Source organism: Pseudomonas sp. NPDC089534 (assembly GCF_044749305.1).
GTDB classification, from domain to species: Bacteria; Pseudomonadota; Gammaproteobacteria; order Pseudomonadales; family Pseudomonadaceae; genus Aquipseudomonas; species Aquipseudomonas ekonensis.
This window is the reverse complement of the sequence record NZ_JBIVHR010000109.1, coordinates 1-17506: the sequence shown is the minus strand read 5'-3', so window position 1 is coordinate 17506 and position 17506 is coordinate 1. Positions and strand designations below refer to the sequence as shown.

At 65.6% G+C, this 17506-nt stretch carries 19 protein-coding genes; 11 read left to right on the top strand and 8 right to left on the bottom strand.

The window, feature by feature from the left end; translation table 11 throughout:
* The first annotated feature begins 59 nt into the window (after nucleotides 1-59).
* The 3 genes from ACIP0B_RS24540 to ACIP0B_RS24530 all read left to right on the top strand — a co-directional run bounded on the left by ACIP0B_RS24540 (nucleotide 60) and on the right by ACIP0B_RS24530 (nucleotide 1858).
* Nucleotides 60-617: a DNA-3-methyladenine glycosylase I gene (locus ACIP0B_RS24540; RefSeq protein WP_400836809.1), complete on the top strand. Its 558-nt coding sequence runs from the start codon at nucleotides 60-62 to the stop codon at nucleotides 615-617.
* A gap of 40 nt (nucleotides 618-657) precedes the next feature.
* Entirely contained in the window at nucleotides 658-1545 is an 888-nt protein-coding gene (locus ACIP0B_RS24535) for a lysophospholipid acyltransferase (protein WP_400836806.1), read from the top strand.
* A gap of 73 nt (nucleotides 1546-1618) precedes the next feature.
* Nucleotides 1619-1858 (top strand): PilZ domain-containing protein, encoded by a 240-nt coding sequence (locus tag ACIP0B_RS24530; protein WP_400836803.1) that lies wholly within the window; start codon nucleotides 1619-1621, stop codon nucleotides 1856-1858.
* A gap of 10 nt (nucleotides 1859-1868) precedes the next feature.
* Here ACIP0B_RS24530 and ACIP0B_RS24525 read toward each other — a convergent pair whose 3' ends face one another.
* The 5 genes from ACIP0B_RS24525 to def all read right to left on the bottom strand — a co-directional run bounded on the left by ACIP0B_RS24525 (nucleotide 1869) and on the right by def (nucleotide 6533).
* Nucleotides 1869-2183: a tetratricopeptide repeat protein gene (locus ACIP0B_RS24525; protein ID WP_400836800.1), complete on the bottom strand. Its 315-nt coding sequence runs from the start codon at nucleotides 2181-2183 to the stop codon at nucleotides 1869-1871.
* 105 nt (nucleotides 2184-2288) lie between these two features.
* Nucleotides 2289-3665, bottom strand: a complete 1377-nt coding sequence (gene trkA / locus ACIP0B_RS24520) for a Trk system potassium transporter TrkA (protein ID WP_217894358.1) — start codon at nucleotides 3663-3665, stop codon at nucleotides 2289-2291.
* 22 nt (nucleotides 3666-3687) lie between these two features.
* Nucleotides 3688-4998 carry a 16S rRNA (cytosine(967)-C(5))-methyltransferase RsmB gene (gene rsmB / locus ACIP0B_RS24515; RefSeq protein WP_400836797.1) on the bottom strand — a complete coding sequence of 437 codons (1311 nt, stop codon included), beginning with the start codon at nucleotides 4996-4998 and terminating at the stop codon, nucleotides 3688-3690.
* Entirely contained in the window at nucleotides 4995-5954 is a 960-nt protein-coding gene (gene fmt / locus ACIP0B_RS24510) for a methionyl-tRNA formyltransferase (RefSeq protein ID WP_400836794.1), read from the bottom strand. The genes rsmB and fmt overlap by 4 nt, the downstream gene beginning before the upstream one ends.
* 72 nt (nucleotides 5955-6026) lie before the next feature.
* Nucleotides 6027-6533 carry a peptide deformylase gene (gene def, locus ACIP0B_RS24505; protein ID WP_400836791.1) on the bottom strand — a complete coding sequence of 169 codons (507 nt, stop codon included), beginning with the start codon at nucleotides 6531-6533 and terminating at the stop codon, nucleotides 6027-6029.
* Between the two features lie 169 nt (nucleotides 6534-6702).
* Between def and ACIP0B_RS24500 the strand changes: the two genes are divergently transcribed.
* The 3 genes from ACIP0B_RS24500 (at nucleotide 6703) to ACIP0B_RS24490 (ending at nucleotide 9535) form a co-directional block, all read left to right on the top strand.
* On the top strand, nucleotides 6703-7728 hold the full coding sequence (locus tag ACIP0B_RS24500; RefSeq protein ID WP_400836788.1) for a LysM peptidoglycan-binding domain-containing protein: 1026 nt from the start codon (nucleotides 6703-6705) through the stop codon (nucleotides 7726-7728).
* A 79-nt stretch (nucleotides 7729-7807) separates the two neighbouring features.
* The gene (gene dprA, locus ACIP0B_RS24495) at nucleotides 7808-8908 is read left to right on the top strand and encodes a DNA-processing protein DprA (RefSeq protein WP_400836785.1); all 1101 of its coding nucleotides are present in this window, start codon (nucleotides 7808-7810) and stop codon (nucleotides 8906-8908) included.
* 69 nt (nucleotides 8909-8977) lie between these two features.
* Nucleotides 8978-9535 carry an L-threonylcarbamoyladenylate synthase gene (locus ACIP0B_RS24490; RefSeq protein WP_085579318.1) on the top strand — a complete coding sequence of 186 codons (558 nt, stop codon included), beginning with the start codon at nucleotides 8978-8980 and terminating at the stop codon, nucleotides 9533-9535.
* A gap of 67 nt (nucleotides 9536-9602) precedes the next feature.
* Here ACIP0B_RS24490 and ACIP0B_RS24485 read toward each other — a convergent pair whose 3' ends face one another.
* Nucleotides 9603-10556: a homoserine kinase gene (locus ACIP0B_RS24485; RefSeq protein ID WP_400836782.1), complete on the bottom strand. Its 954-nt coding sequence runs from the start codon at nucleotides 10554-10556 to the stop codon at nucleotides 9603-9605.
* A gap of 59 nt (nucleotides 10557-10615) precedes the next feature.
* A complete protein-coding gene (locus tag ACIP0B_RS24480; protein WP_400836779.1) occupies nucleotides 10616-10906 on the bottom strand; it encodes a DUF2782 domain-containing protein in 291 nt (96 codons plus the stop codon).
* Nucleotides 10907-10980: 74 nt separating this feature from the next.
* Between ACIP0B_RS24480 and polA the strand changes: the two genes are divergently transcribed.
* Nucleotides 10981-13785 (top strand): DNA polymerase I, encoded by a 2805-nt coding sequence (gene polA, locus ACIP0B_RS24475; protein WP_400836776.1) that lies wholly within the window; start codon nucleotides 10981-10983, stop codon nucleotides 13783-13785.
* Nucleotides 13786-14069: 284 nt separating this feature from the next.
* On the opposite strand, the gene yihA is transcribed toward polA, so the two are convergent.
* On the bottom strand, nucleotides 14070-14714 hold the full coding sequence (yihA, locus tag ACIP0B_RS24470) for a ribosome biogenesis GTP-binding protein YihA/YsxC (protein ID WP_400836773.1): 645 nt from the start codon (nucleotides 14712-14714) through the stop codon (nucleotides 14070-14072).
* A 191-nt stretch (nucleotides 14715-14905) separates the two neighbouring features.
* On the opposite strand from yihA, the gene ACIP0B_RS24465 reads away from it, so the two are divergent.
* The 4 genes from ACIP0B_RS24465 to ACIP0B_RS24450 all read left to right on the top strand — a co-directional run.
* Nucleotides 14906-15196: a c-type cytochrome gene (locus ACIP0B_RS24465; protein ID WP_400836770.1), complete on the top strand. Its 291-nt coding sequence runs from the start codon at nucleotides 14906-14908 to the stop codon at nucleotides 15194-15196.
* 45 nt (nucleotides 15197-15241) lie between these two features.
* Entirely contained in the window at nucleotides 15242-15853 is a 612-nt protein-coding gene (locus ACIP0B_RS24460) for a cytochrome c (protein WP_065260178.1), read from the top strand.
* Between the two features lie 210 nt (nucleotides 15854-16063).
* Nucleotides 16064-16705, top strand: a complete 642-nt coding sequence (locus tag ACIP0B_RS24455) for a thiol:disulfide interchange protein DsbA/DsbL (protein ID WP_217894326.1) — start codon at nucleotides 16064-16066, stop codon at nucleotides 16703-16705.
* A 14-nt stretch (nucleotides 16706-16719) separates the two neighbouring features.
* The coding region (locus ACIP0B_RS24450) for an endonuclease/exonuclease/phosphatase family protein (RefSeq protein WP_400836766.1) at nucleotides 16720-17506 on the top strand (787 nt) is incomplete at its 3' end.

Below are 17506 nucleotides of genomic sequence, written 5' to 3'. Positions count from 1 at the left end.
TGCGATTTAAAGAGCGGGAGTATACCCGATTCAGTCGCGCCACCACCCCCTGGAGCCTTATGCCACGCTGCTTTTGGTGCACCGAAGATCCGCTGTACATGGCTTATCACGATCAGGAGTGGGGAACGCCGCTGCGCGAGGCGCAGGGATTGTTCGAGTTGCTTTTGCTCGAAGGGTTCCAGGCCGGGCTGTCGTGGATCACCGTGCTGCGCAAGCGCGAGCGCTACCGCCAGGTGCTGTTCGGCTTCGACGCGCAGTGGGTGGCGCAGATGAGCGACGCGTACATCGCCGAACTGATGCTCGATCCGGGCATCATCCGCAACCGCCTCAAGCTCGAGGCCGCCCGGCGCAACGCCCGGGCCTGGCTGGCGCTGGAGGATCCGGCGGGGTTCCTCTGGTCGTTCGTCGACGGCAAGCCGGTGGTCAACCATTTCAAGGACCGCAGCGAGGTCCCGGCCATCACCCCGCAGGCCGAGGCCATGAGCAAAGGCCTGAGGAAGGCCGGCTTCACCTTCGTCGGCCCGACCATCTGCTACGCGCTGATGCAGGCCTCGGGCATGGTCATGGATCACACCCGGGACTGCGACCGCTACGCGCAGCTCGCCAACGCCGGTTAGAATGGCCGCCTCGCGCACAGCACAAGATCAGGAGTGACCTGTGGATAAGTTTAAAGGCGCCTTGCTGGTAGGCGCTCTGCGGCTGTTTGCCCTGCTTCCGTGGCGGGCCGTGCAGGCCGTGGGCTCGGCGATCGGCTGGATCATGTGGAAAACCCCAAACCGTTCCCGCGACGTGGTGCGGATCAACCTGGCCAAGTGTTTTCCCGAAATGGATCCGGCCGAGCGCGAGCGCCTGGTCGGCCAGAGCCTGAAGGACATCGGCAAGTCCCTGACCGAAAGCGCCTGCGCCTGGATCTGGCCGGCGCAGCGCTCCATCGAGCTGGTGCGCGAAGTCGAAGGCCTGGACATCCTCAAGGACGCCTTGGCGTCCGGCAAGGGCGTGGTCGGCATCACCAGCCACCTGGGCAACTGGGAAGTGCTCAACCACTTCTATTGCAGCCAGTGCAAACCGATCATCTTCTACCGCCCGCCGAAGCTGAAGGCGGTGGACGAACTGCTGCGCAAGCAGCGGGTGCAACTGGGCAACCGCGTCGCCGCCTCCACCAAGGAAGGCATCCTCAGCGTCATCAAGGAAGTGCGCAAAGGCGGTGCAGTGGGCATCCCCGCCGACCCGGAACCGGCCGAATCCGCCGGGATCTTCGTGCCGTTCTTCGCCACCCAGGCCCTGACCAGCAAGTTCGTGCCGAACATGCTGGCCGGCGGCAAGGCGGTCGGCGTGTTCCTGCACGCCCTGCGGCTGCCCGACGGCTCCGGCTACAAGGTGATCCTCGAAGCCGCGCCCGAAGCCATGTACAGCACCGACACCGAGGTGTCCTGCGCGGCCATGAGCCAGGTGGTCGAGCGTTACGTCGCGGCCTATCCGAGCCAGTACATGTGGAGCATGAAGCGCTTCAAGAAACGTCCGCCGGGCGAGGCCCGCTGGTATTGAGTCGATTGGCATGATCTGTGGATAACCTTCCCGGGGAAGGTTATCCACAACCGTTCATTCAAGGGCGCAGCAGATGTCCGAACACCGCAAATCGTTTCGCATCAAGATCACCCACGAAAGCTTCGGCGAATGCCTGGGCCAGACCCGCAACCTGTCCACGACCGGGGTGTACGTCGAGCATCCGCGCCTGGCTTCGCTGCCCAAGGGCGCCGTGGTGTACGGCCAGGTCCAGGACTTGCCCACCGGCGCGCCGCAGGTGCGGATGGAAGTGGTGACGGTCGACGCCGAAGGCATCGGCCTGCGTTACCTGTAGCGTCGCGGGATCAGCGGGGCTGACGGTCGAGCTTCTTCAGGAACACCGTCATTTCCTTTTCCGCCTGCTTGTCGCCGTGGGCGCGGGCGGCCTCCAGGCCCTGCTCCCACGCCTGGCGTGCGGCGGCGGGATCGCCCGACGCGAGCTGCGCCTTGCCCAGCAGCTTCCACGCCGCCGAATACTTCGGATCGAACGCCACGCAGCGCCGCAGATGCCCGGCCGCCTTGGCGTTCTCCCCCAGATCCAGGTAACCCTTGCCCAGGCCGAAGCGCAGCAGTGCGTTATCCACACCCTTGGCGAGCATTTTTTCCAGGGATTCGATCATCGGCGGGACTCCTTTTCCGGTTGTGTCAGTTGTCGGTCGGGCTCAGACAGACCGCTTTCGCGAGCAGGCGCGCTCCCACAGGGGCCGGAACACGCGCCGCAAGCCTCAGAAGAAGCTCAACCCCACATGGAACAGCTTCTCCACATCTCGGATGTGCTTTTTGTCCACAAGGAACAGGATCACATGGTCGCCGGCCTGAATCACCGTGTCGTCGTGGGCGATGATCACTTCTTCGTCGCGGATGATCGCGCCGATGGTGGTGCCCGGCGGCAGGGCGATGTGTTCGATGGCCTTGCCGATGACCTTGCTCGACTTCGCGTCGCCGTGGGCCACCGCCTCGATGGCCTCCGCCGCGCCCCGGCGCAGCGAGTGCACGCTGACGATGTCGCCGCGCCGCACGTGGGCCAGCAGGGTGCCGATGGTCGCCAGCTGCGGGCTGATGGCGATGTCGATGTCGCCGCCCTGGATCAGGTCGACATAGGCCGGGTTGTTGATGATCGTCATCACCTTCTTCGCCCCGAGGCGCTTGGCCAGCAGCGACGACATGATGTTGGCCTCGTCGTCGTTGGTCAGGGCCAGGAAGATGTCGGCGTCGGCGATGTTCTCTTCCAGCAGCAGGTCGCGGTCCGAGGCGCTGCCCTGCAGCACCACGGTGCTGTCGAGGGTGTCGGAGAGGTAGCGGCAGCGCGCCGGGTTCATTTCGATGATCTTCACCTGATAGCGGCTTTCGATGGCCTCGGCCAGCCGTTCGCCGATCTGCCCGCCGCCGGCGATGACGATGCGTTTGTAGGTTTCGTCGAGGCGGCGCATTTCGCTCATCACCGCGCGGATGTTCTCCCGGGCGGCGATGAAGAAGACTTCGTCGTCGGCCTCGATCACCGTATCGCCCTGGGGCAGGATCGGCCGGTCGCGGCGGAAGATCGCGGCGACCCGGGTCTCGACGTTCGGCATGTGCTCGCGCAGCTGGCGCAGCTGCTGGCCCACCAGCGGCCCGCCGTAGTAGGCGCGCACGGCCACCAGTTGGGCCTGGCCTTCGGCGAAGTCGATCACTTGCAGCGCGCCCGGGTGCTGGATCAGGCGCTTGATGTAGTTGGTGACCACCTGCTCGGGGCTGATCAGCACGTCCACCGGAATCGCTTCGTTCTGGAACAGTTGCTCCTCGCGGGTCAGGTAGGCGGCCTCGCGCACCCGGGCGATCTTGGTCGGGGTGTGGAACAGGGTGTGGGCGACCTGGCAGGCGACCATGTTGGTTTCGTCGCTGTTGGTCACCGCCACCAGCATGTCGGCGTCGTCCGCGCCGGCCTGGCGCAGCACGGTGGGCAGCGAGCCGCGGCCCTGCACGGTGCGGATGTCGAGGCGGTCGCCGAGGTCGCGCAGGCGTTCGCCGTCGGTGTCGACCACGGTGATGTCGTTGGCTTCGCTGGCCAGGTGTTCGGCCAGCGTGCCGCCGACCTGCCCCGCGCCGAGGATGATGATCTTCATCCAGTCACTCCGTTGAATCCGTTTAGCCGCGCGCGGCAGCGATCTTGATCAGCTTGGCGTAGTAGAACCCGTCGTGTCCGCCCTGTTGGGCCAGCAGTTGGCGGCCGTGGGGCTGCCTGATGCCGGCCGCCGTGGCCAGGTCCAGCTCCCGGGCGCCGGGCGTGCGCTCAAGGAACGCGGCGATGACCTCGGTGTTCTCGGTGGGCAAGGTCGAGCAGGTGGCGTAGAGCAGGATGCCGCCCACCTCGAGGGTTTTCCACAGGGTGTCGAGCAGCTCGCCCTGCAGTTGCGCGAGGGCGGCGATGTCGTCGGCCTGGCGGGTGAGCTTGATGTCCGGATGGCGGCGGATCACGCCGGTGGCCGAGCACGGCGCGTCGAGCAGGATCCGCTGGAACGGCTTGCCGTCCCACCAGGCGGCGGTGTCGCGGCCGTCGGCGGCGATCAGCTCGGCGCTCAGGCCGAGGCGTTCGAGGTTTTCCTTCACCCGCACCAGCCGCTTGGCTTCCAGGTCCACCGCCACCACGCCGGCCAGCGCCGGTTCGGCTTCGAGAATATGGCAGGTCTTGCCGCCGGGGGCGCAGCAGGCGTCCAGCACCCGTTGGCCCGGCGCCAGGTCCAGCAGGTCGGCGGCCAGTTGCGCGGCTTCGTCCTGCACGCTGATCCAGCCCTCGGCGAAGCCCGGCAGGCTGCGCACATCGGCGGCGGCTTCGAGCACGATGCCGTCGCGGCTGAAGGCGCACGGCTGCGCGGCGATCCCGGCGCCGGCCAGCAGCGCGAGGTAGGCGTCGCGGCTGTGATGGCGGCGGTTGACCCGCAGGATCATCGGCGGGTGCGCGTTGTTGGCCTCGCAGATCGCTTCCCACTGCTCGGGCCAGAAGGCCTTCAGGGATTTCTGCAGCCAGCGCGGGTGGGCGGTGCGCACCACCGGATCCCGGGCCAGTTCGGCGAACAGCGCTTCGCTTTCCCGTTGCGCCCGGCGCAGCACGGCGTTGAGCAAGCCTTTGGCCCAGGGCTTCTTCAGCTTGTCGGCGCAGCCGACGGTTTCGCCGATGGCCGCGTGGGCCGGCACCCGGGTGTAGAGCAGTTGGTAGAGACCGACCAGCATCAAGGCTTCGACGTCGGCGTCGGCGGCCTTGAACGGCTTCTGCAGCAGTTTTTCCGCCAGGGCCGACAGCCGCGGCTGCCAACGGGCGGTGCCGAACGCCAGATCCTGGGTGAAGCCGCGGTCGCGGTCCTCGACCTTGTCCAGTTGCGTGGGCAGGGAGCTGTTGAGCGAGGCTTTACCGCTGAGGACGGCGGCCAAGGCCTTGGCGGCGGCCAGACGTGGATTCATGGGGTGTCCGCCGTTTCGCCGAGGACGGTGCCGACGGCGAATTTCTCGCGGCGGCTGTTGAACAGGTCGCTGAAGTTCAGCGCCTTGCCGCCGGGCAGTTGCAGGCGGGTCAGGCACAGCGCCTGCTCGCCGCAGGCGACGACCAGACCGTCCTTGCTGGCGCCGAGGATGGTGCCGGGGGCGCCCTTGCCGTCGGCCAGGGTGGCCGCCAGCACTTTCAGCGCTTCGCCGTTGAGGGTGCTGTGGGTGATCGGCCACGGATTGAAGGCGCGCACCAGGCGTTCCAGTTCGATGGCCGGACGGCGCCAGTCGATGCGGGCCTCGTCCTTGTTCAGCTTGTGCGCGTAGGTGGCGAGGCCGTCGTCCTGCACCTCGCCTTCCAGCGTTCCGGCGGCGAGGCCGGCGATCGCCTGCACCACGGCCGGCGGGCCCATCTCGGCAAGGCGGTCGTGCAGGCTGCCGCCGGTGTCGTCGGCGCTGATCGTGGTGGTGACCTTCAGCAGCATCGGCCCGGTGTCCAGGCCCGCCTCCATGCGCATCACGGTCACGCCGCTTTCGGCGTCGCCCGCTTCGACGGCGCGCTGGATCGGCGCCGCACCGCGCCAGCGCGGCAGCAGGGACGCATGGCTGTTGATGCAGCCCAGGCGCGGGATGTCCAGCACCGCCTGCGGCAGGATCAGGCCGTAGGCCACCACCACCATCAGGTCAGGCTTGAGCGCGGCCAGCTCGGCCTGGGCGTCGGCGTTGCGCAGGGTCGGCGGCTGCAGCACCGGGATATGGTTATCCACAGCCAGCTGCTTGACCGGGCTCGGCATCAGTTTTTGCCCGCGGCCGGCCGGACGGTCCGGTTGGGTGTAGACCGCCACGATCTCATAAGGGCTGGCCAGCAGGGCCTTGAGGTGTTCGGCGGCGAATTCCGGGGTGCCGGCAAAAACGATGCGCAGTGGCTCAGTCATTCAGGGGTCTCTAAGTGCAAAGCGTCTTGAAAAAGAAAAAGGCTTGCCGCAGCAAGCCTTTGAAGGAGGGCATCAAGCGTTCTGGCGGTGGAGCTTTTCCAGTTTCTTCTTGATGCGGTCGCGTTTGAGCGTGGACAGGTAATCGACGAACAGCTTGCCGTTGAGGTGGTCGCATTCGTGCTGGATGCACACCGCGAGCAGGCCTTCGGCGATCAGTTCGTAGGGCTGGCCGTCGCGGTCCAGGGCCTTGATCCTGACCTTCTGCGGGCGATCGACGTTCTCGTAGAAGCCCGGCACCGACAGGCAGCCTTCCTGGTACTGCTCCATTTCGTCGGTCAGCGGTTCGAACTCGGGGTTGATGAACACCCGGGGCTCGGTGCGGTCTTCGGAAAGGTCCATCACGACGATACGCTTGTGCACGTTGACCTGGGTCGCGGCGAGGCCGATGCCCGGCGCTTCATACATTGTTTCAAACATGTCATCGACCAGTTGACGCACTTCGTCGTCCACTACGGCCACGGGTTTGGCGATAGTGCGAAGGCGCGGGTCCGGAAATTCGAGGATGTTCAAAATGGCCATAGGCTTGATTGCTGCACGTGTGAGGTAAAGTCGGGTCGATGGCCTGGCGGGTCCGAGGATGCAGGCTACCGTTGTGAAGCGTAGCCCCTGGCTTTTGCAGTGCAGGCCGGGGCGAGCCACGGGGGCTCTGACGATTCACGCGAATGCACATGATAAAGGGATTCACCGCATGAGGAAAACACTGTTCGCCCTGCTGCTTCTGGCCTCGGCCGGCGCCGCGCACGGGCAAGTGCAGCTCAAGGAAGGTTTTCCACGGCAATACACGGTGGTTTCGGGGGACACCCTCTGGGACATCTCCGGCAAATACCTGCGCGAGCCCTGGCAATGGCCGCAGCTGTGGCACGCCAACCCGCAGATCGAAAACCCCAACCTGATCTACCCGGGCGACACGCTGACGCTCGACTACGTCAACGGCCAGCCGCGCCTGACCCTCAACCGCGGCGCCTCGCGCGGCACCATCAAGCTGTCGCCGCGGGTGCGCAGCAGCCCGGTGGCCGAGGCCATCCCGAGCATTCCGCTCAAGTCCATCAACAGCTTCCTGCTCAGCAACCGGATCGTCGACAAGGTCGAGGACTTCGACAAGGCGCCGTACATCGTCGCCGGCGACGCCGAACGGGTGCTCAGCGGCACCGGCGACCGGATCTTCGCCCGCGGCCGTTTCGACCTGAGCCGGCCGGTGTACGGGATCTTCCGCCAGGGCAAGGTCTACACCGACCCGCAGAGCAAGGAGTTCCTGGGGATCAACGCCGATGACGTCGGCGGCGGCGAGATCATCGCCACCGAAGGCGACGTCGCCACCCTCGCCCTGCAGCGCACCACCCAGGAAGTGCGCCTGGGCGACCGTCTGTTCAGCGGCGAGGAACGTTCGGTCAACTCGACCTTCATGCCCAGCGCCCCGCAGGCCGACATCAACGGCCTGATCATCGACGTGCCGCGGGGCGTCACCCAGATCGGCGCCATGGACGTGGTGACGCTGAACAAGGGCAAGCGCGACGGCCTGGCCGAAGGCAACGTGCTGGCGGTGATGAAGACCGGGGAAACCGTGCGTGACCGGATCACCGGCCAGCCGTTGAAAATCCCGGACGAGCGCGCCGGCCTGCTGATGGTGTTCCGCACCTACGACAAACTCAGTTACGGTCTGGTGCTGAACGCCACGCGCTCGCTGGCGGTGCTGGACAAGGTGCGCAACCCTTAGTTGGCTTCACAAGTTACCAACAGAGTTATCCACAGCTTGTCCCGAACGGTTCGGGACGCACAACGGTCAAGGATGATCCATGCAGCTGTCTGCCTGTACGCCGGTTTCCCCGGCGGAACTGGAGGCGCGTTTGCGCCTCCACCTTTTGCCTGACGTCGGCCCCCGACGTTTTGCCAAACTGCTCGAAGCCTTCGGTTCGGCGTCCAAGGCCATCAGCGCACCGGCCAGCGCCTGGCGGGCGCTGGGCTTGCCGGCGACCTGCGCCGAGGCCCGGCGCTGTCCGCGGGTGCGCGACGGCGCCAGCCACGCATTGCGCTGGCTAGAGCGGCCGGACCGTCATGTGCTGATGTGGGGGCAGCCCGATTACCCGGCGCTGCTGGCGCAGATTGCCGATCCTCCGCCGCTGCTGTTCGTGGCCGGTGATCCGCAGATCCTGGAAAGGCCGCAGTTGGCGATGGTCGGCAGCCGCCGGGCGTCCCGTCCGGGAGCGGACACCGCCGCCGCGTTCTCCCGCAGCCTGGCCGGGGCCGGATTCGTCATCACCAGCGGGTTGGCGTTGGGCATCGATGCGGCCGCGCACCAGGCCGCCGTGGACGTCGGCGGGCGCACCGTCGGCGTATTGGGCACCGGGCTGGAAAATTTTTATCCACAGCGCAACCGGCGGCTGGCCGACGCGATGATCGCCTCCGGCAGCGCCGTGCTGTCGGAGTTCCCGCTGGACACCGGCCCGGTCGCCGGCAACTTCCCCCGGCGCAACCGGATCATCAGCGGCCTGTCGCTCGGCGTGCTGGTGGTCGAGGCCAGCGTCGCCAGCGGTTCGCTGATCACCGCCCGGCTGGCGACGGAACAGGGGCGCGAGGTCTATGCGATACCCGGTTCGATCCATCACCCCGGCGCCCGGGGCTGCCACCAGCTGATCCGCGACGGCGCGGTGCTGGTGGAAACCATCGAGCACATCCTCGAAGCCCTGCGCGGCTGGCAGCACGTGCCGTTATCCACAGACCCGCCGCCGGTCGCTCACCCGCTGCTGCGGCTGCTGCATGCGGCCCCCCACACCAGCGAAGCCCTGGCCGCAAGCAGCGGCTGGGCCCTGCCCAAGGTGCTGGCGGCGCTGACCGAGCTGGAAATGGACGGCCGCGCCGTGTGCGAAGGCGGCCGCTGGGCGGCAAGGGTGAGCTAACGTTTTGAAGGCTGGGTTTTACAGGGAAGATCGGTAAACTGCGCGAAACCTGTTTGCGGAGAGTTTTTCATGGTCAACAGTTGGCGTGTGCAACAAGCCGCACGAGAGATTCGCGCCGGAGCGGTGATTGCCTACCCAACCGAAGCCGTCTGGGGGCTGGGGTGCGATCCGTGGAACGAGGAAGCGGTGGACCGGCTGCTGGCGATCAAGAACCGTTCGGCGGACAAGGGGCTGATCCTGGTCGCCGACAACATCCGTCAGTTCGATTTCCTGTTCGAAGACTTCCCGCAGGAGTGGATCGACCGCATGGCCGCCACCTGGCCCGGGCCCAACACCTGGCTGGTGCCGCACCAGAACCTGCTGCCCGAGTGGATCACCGGCGTGCATGACACCGTGGCTCTGCGGGTCAGCGATCACCCGCAGGTGCGCGACCTGTGCGCGTTGGTGGGGCCGCTGGTGTCGACGTCGGCCAATCCTCAGGGGCGCCCGGCGGCGCGTACCCGGCTGCGGGTCGAGCAGTACTTCCGCGGCCAGGTCGACCTGGTGCTGGGCGGCATGCTCGGCGGGCGCAAGAACCCGAGCCTGATCCGTGACCTGGCGACCGGCAATGTGGTGCGCCCGGCCTGAGGCCGGGGCATTCGCAGGATCCGGGGACGTCTGGAGCGCCCCGGGCTTGGCTGCGCCGCGAATCAGTTCACAGGGCGAACGGCAGTTGCACGCTGACGGCCTGACGCTGCGCCAGGCGCTGCTCGAACTCCTTCGGATCGTGGATCAGCACGTCCTGCCCGGCGAACGATTCCGCCGCGATCAGGCGTGACAGCCAGAACCGCACGCACGCCACCCGCAGCATCGTCGGCCACAGTTCGGCCTCCGCCGCCGTGAACGGACGGAGCGCCGCGTACGCCCCCAGAAACGCCCGTGCACGCTGGCCGTCGATCAGGCCGGCGTCATCGGAGCACCAGTCGTTCAAGGCGATGGCCACGTCGTAGAGCATCGGCCCCGAGCAGGCGTTGTAGAAGTCGATCAGCCCGGTCAGGTGCGTGCCTTCGAACATCGCGTTGTCGCGGAACAGGTCGGCGTGGATGTTCGCCCGCGGCAGCGCGAGGATCTTCTCTTTCTGCAGGGAGATCTCGTCCAGCGCCTTGTGCAGCAGCGCCCGCGGTTCGTCGCTCAGGTGCGACAGCAACTGCGTCCCCTCCTCCAGCATCCAGTCCAGGCCGCGGTCGGTCTTGCGCTTGATCATGTTGGCGCCCTGGGTCGCCAGGTGCAGATGGGCCTGCAGCTCGCCGACCTGTGCGCAATGCTGGGCGTTGGCCTGCTTGATGTGCTTGCCGGCCAGGCGCGGCTGCAGCAGCGCCGGCTTGCCCTTGAGCTCGCGCAGGGCCACGCCGTCGGTGGTGCGCAAGGCGTAGGGCACCGGCAGATCGGCCTGGTGCAGCACGTCGAGCAGGTCGATGAAAAACGGCATCTCCTGCACCGGGCCGCGCTCGACCAGGGTCAGGACGAACTCGCCCTGCTCCAGGCTGATGAAGAAATTGGTGTTTTCGCTGCCGGCGGCGATCCCCTGGAAATCGAGCAGACGGCCGAGCCCGTAAGGGGCGAGAAAGGTTTCCAGCTCGGGCCGAGCCAGGGGGGTGAACACAGACATGGTCAAAAACTGCTCAGTTCTGGCGCCGGGTCGGGCCGGCGCCGGGTGAAATTAAGGAACTACTTCCATTCGAAGATCTTCCATGACGGAATCAGCATATCCGGCTGGTCCGAACGGATGAAGTTCGCGTCGGAACCGTCGGCACGCACCAGAAAGTACGGCGGCGCGCCCTTCACGGTGACCTTGATCGCATACAGGAAGCCATTCTGGCGGTATTCCTGGATCGTCCTGTCGCCTTCCGTGCGAATGGTTACCTCCGGTTCCGCCGACGGCGCATCATCCGCCGCGATCGCGGCCAGCGGTGAGACAGCGATCAAACTGACCAGCAGCAAGCGATTTAACATACGCATGATAACCTTGTCCCTTTGTCGTCAACGGTCCCGCTATTCTAGCGCCGGACCCGCCGAAAAGGTTGATCCTGCACATGAGCCAAGCCCCTCTCGTCCTGGTGGACGGTTCGTCCTACCTGTACCGCGCCTTTCATGCGCTGCCACCGCTGACCACCTCCAAAGGCATGCCGACCGGTGCGGTCAAGGGCGTGCTCAACATGCTCAAGAGCCTGCGCAAGCAATATCCGGACAGCCCCTTCGCCGTCGTGTTCGACGCCAAGGGCGGTACGTTCCGCGACGAGATGTACGCCGAGTACAAGGCCAACCGTCCGAGCATGCCCGACGACATGCGGGTGCAGATCGAACCGCTGCACCAGAGCGTGATCGCCCTCGGCTTCCCGCTGCTGTGCGTCGAAGGCGTCGAGGCCGACGACGTGATCGGCACCCTGGCCCGCAGCAGCGCCGCCGCCGACCGGCCGGTGATCATCTCCACCGGCGACAAGGACATGGCGCAGCTGGTCGACGGGCACATTACCTTGGTCAACACTATGTCCGGCAGTTCGATGGACGTGGAGGGCGTAAAGGAGAAGTTCGGCGTCGCACCTGAGCAGATCATCGATTATCTGGCCCTGATGGGCGATTCTTCCGACAACATTCCCGGCGTTCCCGGCATCGGCCCGAAAACCGCGTCCGGCCTGCTGGTGGGCGTCAACGGCGGCCTGACCGAACTCTACGCGCAGCTCGACATCGTGCCGACCCTGCCGATCCGCGGCGCCAAGACCCTGCCGGCCAAGCTCGAGGAGCACAAGGAGATGGCGTTCCTCTCCTATCAGCTGGCGACCATCAAGGTCGACGTGCCGCTGGATGTCGGCCTCGACGACCTGCAGATGGGCCCGGAAGACCACGCGAAACTGGCCGAGCTCTATGCCCTGCTGGAGTTCAAGAGCTGGCTCAACGACCTGGAGCGCGATGCCAAGCGCGCCGAGCTCAAGGCCGCAGCCGAGCCCGAGCCGGCCGCCGACCTGTTCAGCGCCGCCGAGGCCGAAGCGCCGCAAGCGACCTCCGGAACCCGCTACGAGACTGTCCTCGACCAGGCCCGGTTCGACGTCTGGCTGGAAAAGCTCAAAAGCGCCGATCTGTTCGCCTTCGACACCGAAACCACCGGCATCGACGCGCAACAGGCGCAACTGGTCGGCCTGTCGTTCGCCGTGCAGGCCAATGAAGCGGCCTACATTCCGCTGACCCACTCCTACATCGGCGTGCCCGAGCAACTGGACCGCGACACCGTGCTGCGCGCGCTCAAGCCGATCCTCGAAGACCCGAAAAGGCTCAAGGTCGGCCAGCACGCCAAGTTCGACATGAACATCCTGGCCAACTGTGCCATCGGCGGCGATCCGGCCAACGGCATCACCGTGCGCGGGATCGCCTTCGACACGATGCTGGAGTCCTACGTGCTGAACTCCACCGCCACCCGCCACGACATGGACAGCCTGGCGCAGAAGTACCTGGACCACACCACCGTGAGCTTCCAGGACATCGCCGGCAAAGGCGCCAAGCAACTGACCTTCGACCAGATCGCCCTGGAGCAGGCCGGCCCGTACGCCGCCGAAGACGCTGACGTGACCCTGCGCCTGCACCAGGCCCTGATCGAAAAACTCAACGCCATCCCGAGCCTGGCCGGCGTGCTGACCGACATCGAGATCCCGCTGGTGCCGGTGCTGGCGCGCATCGAGCGTCAGGGCGCGTTCGTCGACGCCGCGCTGCTCGGCGTGCAGAGCATCGAGCTCGGCGACAAGATGGTCGCGCTGGAGCGCGAAGCGTTCGAGATCGCCGGTGAAGAGTTCAACCTGGGCTCGCCGAAACAGTTGGGCGTGATCCTCTACGAGAAGCTCGGCCTGCCGGTGCTGAAGAAAACCGCCACCGGCCAGCCCTCCACCGCCGAAGACGTGCTGGCGCGGCTCGCGGAGGACGATTACCGGTTGCCGAAAGTGCTGATGGAGTACCGCTCCATGAGCAAGCTGAAAAGCACCTACACCGATCGCCTGCCGGAACAGATCAACCCGCGCACCGGGCGCATCCACACCTCGTACCATCAGGCGGTGGCGTCCACCGGGCGGCTGTCCTCCAGCGACCCGAACCTGCAGAACATCCCGGTGCGCACCGCCGAAGGCCGGCGGATCCGTCAGGCGTTCGTCGCGCCGGCCGGCTACAAGCTGCTGGCGGCGGACTATTCCCAGATCGAACTGCGGATCATGGCCCACCTGTCCCGTGACGAAGGCCTGATGAACGCGTTCCGCAACAACCTGGACGTGCACACCGCCACCGCGGCCGAAGTGTTCAAGGTCGAACTGAACGAAGTGACCCCGGACCAGCGCCGCGGCGCCAAGGCGATCAACTTCGGCCTGATCTACGGCATGGGCGCGCAGAAGCTGGGCAAGGACATCGGCGTCGACACCAAGACCGCCAAGGCCTACATCGACACCTACTTCGCCCGTTACCCCGGCGTGCGCGAATACATGGAGCGCACCCGCAAGCAGGCGGCGGACCAAGGCTACGTGGAGACCTTCTTCGGCCGTCGCCTGTACCTGCCGGAGATCAACTCCAGCAAGCCGCAGGAACGCGCCGCCGCCGAACGCACGGCGATCAACGCGCCGATGCAGGGCACGGCGGCGGACATCATCAAGAAGGCCATGGTGGCGGTGGACAACTGGCTGCAGGCGTCGGGGCTGGATGCCAAGGTCATCCTGCAGGTCCACGACGAACTGGTGCTGGAGGTGCGCGAGGATCTGGTCGCCCAGGTCAGCGAAGAAATCCGCACGCACATGAGCGGCGCGGCGAAACTGGATGTTCCGCTGCTGGTCGAAGTGGGTATCGGCAACAACTGGGACGAGGCGCACTGAGGCGTCCGGAACGGGCCTGCGCTGCGGCATGGCGTCGCGGCGAAGGCCCGGGAAGCGGCTTAGTCCGGATCGCTCTTGGAATTATTCCAAAGCTTTTTGAAAAAAATCTGAACTAATCTTGCGAAGGGCCACTCAGAGTTACTGAATGGCTGGTGAAGCCCTTCGATGCTCCTATGTTGTGTTAAGTGTTGGCAGATATCTGAACCCCGCCCTAGCGGTTCGGAACTTAAACCCCGGAACTTCCCCCTCCCCATATGAAGTCCGGGGTTTTTTTTGCCTGCGATTTACTCGGCCGCCGCTTCGGCGCCCTTGTCGGCCAGTTCCATCCAGCCCGCCAGCACGGTGTAGGCCTCTTCCAGGCCCATGCGCTTGGGCGCGGAGAACAGCTGGATCGAGACGGTGTCGCCCCAGCCCTTGCGGATGTCCGACTGCACCTTGAGCAGGGTGTTCTTCGCGGCGCCGTAGGTCAGCTTGTCCGCCTTGGTCAGCAGGATGTGCATCGGCATGCCGGCGGCGACGGCCCAGTCGAGCATCAAACGGTCGAAATCGGTCATCGGGTGGCGGATGTCCATCAGCAGGATCACCCCCATCAGACTCTCGCGTCCGCCCAGATAGGCTTCCAGGTGACGCTGCCAGTGCTGCTTGAGCGGAATCGGCACTTTCGCGTAACCGTAGCCCGGCAGGTCGACCAGACGGCGTTCATCGTCTAGCTTGAAGAAATTCAGGAGCTGCGTGCGGCCCGGGGTTTTCGAGGTGCGCGCCAGGCTGGCGTGGGTCAGGGTGTTCAGCGCACTGGACTTGCCGGCGTTGGAACGGCCGGCGAAGGCCACTTCGTAGCCTTGGTCGCTGGGGCACTGGTCGACTTTGGCGGCGCTCAGCATGAAGGTGGACTGTTGGCACAGGCCGAGGATGGGGTTTTTGAGTTGCATGGGATTTCCGATGTGGACGGCGCCGGGAATGGGCGCGGCAAGCGAGGTCGCTTCCGTTTCAGTGACGCCAGTATATAATGCCGCAGATTTTGTGTGCGCTTTGTCCCAGCGTAGGATGAAGTTCACGAGAGCGACAGACCTTGATTGCGCATTAGAACGCAGAACGCTCTCAACCCTGAAAAGGTCGTTTTATGACGAAATGGCTGCTGGCTGCCGGGATCCTGATACCGCTTCACAGCGTTCAGGCCGCACAGGATCCGGAAGCCGTGTACAACCGTGTTTGTGGTGCCTGTCATTCCGGCCAACTCCCTACGGCGCCCCGCAAGGGCGATCAGGAAGCCTGGACGCCGAGATTGGCCAAGGGCATGGAGACGCTGGTGCAACACGTGACCCAGGGTTTCAAGGCGATGCCGCCGCGTGGTTTGTGCATGGACTGCAGTGCCGAGGATTACCAAGCCATCATCCTCTGGATGAGCGAGTAAGCCCGGTCCATAACTCTTAACCCTTAGCCGTAGTTGGATTAGCTGATGAACAAATTGATCGTGAGTCTGCTGTTGACCGTGGGAATCTCAGGCTTCGCCCATGCTGCAGGCGATGCCGCCGCAGGCCAGGCCAAAGCCGCCGTATGCGGCGCCTGCCATGGCCCGGATGGCAACAGCATGGCGCCAAACTTTCCGAAGCTGGCGGGTCAGGGCGAACGCTACCTGACCAAGCAACTGCACGACATCAAGTCGGGCAAGCGCACCGTCCTGGAAATGACCGGCCTGCTGACCAACCTGAGCGACCAGGATCTTTCCGACATCGCCGCCTACTTCGCCAGCCAGAAAGGCAGCGTCGGCGCCGCCGATCCCAAGATCGTGGCACGCGGCGAAGCCCTGTTCCGCGGCGGCAACCTCGAAAAAGGCCTGCCGGCCTGCACCGGTTGCCACTCCCCGAACGGCGCCGGCAACGCAGCCGCCGGGTTCCCGCACCTGGGTGGCCAGCACGCTCAATACATCGCCAAGCAGCTGACCGACTTCCGCAAGGAAGAAGCCGGGCGCAACAACGACGGCGACGCCATGACCATGCGCACCATCGCCCGCAAGCTGAGCGACGAAGACATCGCCGCGGTCTCCAGCTACATTCAAGGCCTGCACTGAGGCCGGACTTGCAGGCGGGATGCGGACGCTACGCGCGTGGGACACCCCCCGCTACGTTAACGCTCGATTAATCCGTCGCGGCAAGTATAAAAAGGGTGGCTTTGGCCGCCCTTTTTTGTGGCCGCTGCCGTTACACTACAGGACTCATGCCCGCCACGACCTGTCCGAAAACAGGCTGCGCGAGGCGACCCATTTGCCCAGGAGTAAAGCATGCGTAATCTGATCATCAGCGCCGCCCTCGTCGCTGCCAGCCTGTTCGGCGTGACTGCCCAGGCCGCCGAAGCCCCTGCCGCCCCCTACGTCGAATTGAGCAATCCGGTGCCGGTCGCCGTGCCCGGCAAGATCGAAGTGGTGGAGCTGTTCTGGTACGGCTGCCCGCACTGCTATGCGTTCGAGCCGGTGATCAACCCATGGGTCGAGAAGCTGCCGGCCGACGTCAATTTCGTGCGCATCCCGGCCATGTTCGGCGGCCCTTGGGACGCCCACGGCCAAATGTTCCTGACCCTGGAAGCCATGGGCGTCGAGCACAACGTCCACGCTGCCGTGTTCAACGCCATCCAGAAGGAACACAAGAAGCTGACCGACAAGAACGACATGGCCGACTTCCTCGCCACCCAGGGCGTGGACAAGGACAAGTTCCTCGCCACCTTCGACTCCTTCGCCATCAAGGGCCAGATCGTCAAGGCCCGCGAACTGGCGAAGAAGTATGAGATCTCCGGCGTTCCGACCATGATCGTCAACGGCAAGTACCGCTTCGACATCGGCTCCGCCGGCGGCGCCGAGCAGGCGCTGCAGTTGGCCGACCAACTGGTGGCCAAGGAGCGGGCGTCCAACAAGGCCGCCGCCAACTAAGCGCGGCGACCGCCATGCGCCGCTGGGGAGCCGAACGCCTCGTTGGCCTGCACGATCCGCAGGTCAACGAGCATCACCTGGAATCCACGGGGCTGCCCGCAGACAGCCGTCTGCGTTTGCTCAGCTTCAATATCCAGGTCGGCATCTCCACCGAGCGCTACCGGCACTACCTGACCCGCAGCTGGCAGCACCTGCTGCCGCACAACGGGCGCTCGGGCAATCTGCAGAAGATCGGCAACCTGCTCGGCGATTTCGACCTGGTGGCCCTGCAGGAAGCCGACGGCGGCAGCCTGCGTTCGGGCTACGTCAACCAGGTCGAGCACCTCGCCCAGCTCGGCGCCTTCCCCTACTGGTACCAACAGCTCAACCGCAACCTCGGTCGCCTGGCCCAGCACAGCAACGGCGTGCTCAGCCGGCTGCGTCCGTGGGCGATCGAAGACCATCCGCTGCCGGGCCCCAAGGGCCGCGGCGCCATCCTGCTGCGCTTCGGCGAGGGGCCGGAAGCGCTGGTGGTGGTGATGATGCACCTGGCCCTCGGCCCGCGGGCACGCACGCTGCAATTGGCGTACATCCGCGACCTGATCGGCGACTACAAGCACCAGGTGCTGATGGGCGACATGAACACCCACGCCAGCGACCTGCTGCAGCACTCTCCGCTGCGCGACCTCGGCCTGCTGGCCCCGCAGCTCGAAGCGACATTCCCCAGCTGGCGCCCCCAGCGCTGCCTGGACCATATTCTGCTCAGCCCGACCCTGACCCTGGAAAAGGTCGAAGTGCTGCCCCAACCGATTTCCGATCACC

Excerpts from the sequence above, each read along its gene's own strand:
- ACIP0B_RS24540 (WP_400836809.1), top strand. The coding sequence starts at position 60 with ATGCCACGCTGCTTTTGGTGCACCGAAGATCCGCTGTACATGGCTTAT.
- ACIP0B_RS24530 (WP_400836803.1), top strand. The coding sequence starts at position 1,619 with ATGTCCGAACACCGCAAATCGTTTCGCATCAAGATCACCCACGAAAGC.
- ACIP0B_RS24525 (WP_400836800.1), bottom strand. The coding sequence starts at position 2,183 with ATGATCGAATCCCTGGAAAAAATGCTCGCCAAGGGTGTGGATAACGCA.
- trkA (WP_217894358.1), bottom strand. The coding sequence starts at position 3,665 with ATGAAGATCATCATCCTCGGCGCGGGGCAGGTCGGCGGCACGCTGGCC.
- rsmB (WP_400836797.1), bottom strand. The coding sequence starts at position 4,998 with ATGAATCCACGTCTGGCCGCCGCCAAGGCCTTGGCCGCCGTCCTCAGC.
- fmt (WP_400836794.1), bottom strand. The coding sequence starts at position 5,954 with ATGACTGAGCCACTGCGCATCGTTTTTGCCGGCACCCCGGAATTCGCC.
- def (WP_400836791.1), bottom strand. The coding sequence starts at position 6,533 with ATGGCCATTTTGAACATCCTCGAATTTCCGGACCCGCGCCTTCGCACT.
- ACIP0B_RS24500 (WP_400836788.1), top strand. The coding sequence starts at position 6,703 with ATGAGGAAAACACTGTTCGCCCTGCTGCTTCTGGCCTCGGCCGGCGCC.
- dprA (WP_400836785.1), top strand. The coding sequence starts at position 7,808 with ATGCAGCTGTCTGCCTGTACGCCGGTTTCCCCGGCGGAACTGGAGGCG.
- ACIP0B_RS24490 (WP_085579318.1), top strand. The coding sequence starts at position 8,978 with ATGGTCAACAGTTGGCGTGTGCAACAAGCCGCACGAGAGATTCGCGCC.
- ACIP0B_RS24485 (WP_400836782.1), bottom strand. The coding sequence starts at position 10,556 with ATGTCTGTGTTCACCCCCCTGGCTCGGCCCGAGCTGGAAACCTTTCTC.
- ACIP0B_RS24480 (WP_400836779.1), bottom strand. The coding sequence starts at position 10,906 with ATGCGTATGTTAAATCGCTTGCTGCTGGTCAGTTTGATCGCTGTCTCA.
- polA (WP_400836776.1), top strand. The coding sequence starts at position 10,981 with ATGAGCCAAGCCCCTCTCGTCCTGGTGGACGGTTCGTCCTACCTGTAC.
- yihA (WP_400836773.1), bottom strand. The coding sequence starts at position 14,714 with ATGCAACTCAAAAACCCCATCCTCGGCCTGTGCCAACAGTCCACCTTC.
- ACIP0B_RS24465 (WP_400836770.1), top strand. The coding sequence starts at position 14,906 with ATGACGAAATGGCTGCTGGCTGCCGGGATCCTGATACCGCTTCACAGC.
- ACIP0B_RS24460 (WP_065260178.1), top strand. The coding sequence starts at position 15,242 with ATGAACAAATTGATCGTGAGTCTGCTGTTGACCGTGGGAATCTCAGGC.
- ACIP0B_RS24455 (WP_217894326.1), top strand. The coding sequence starts at position 16,064 with ATGCGTAATCTGATCATCAGCGCCGCCCTCGTCGCTGCCAGCCTGTTC.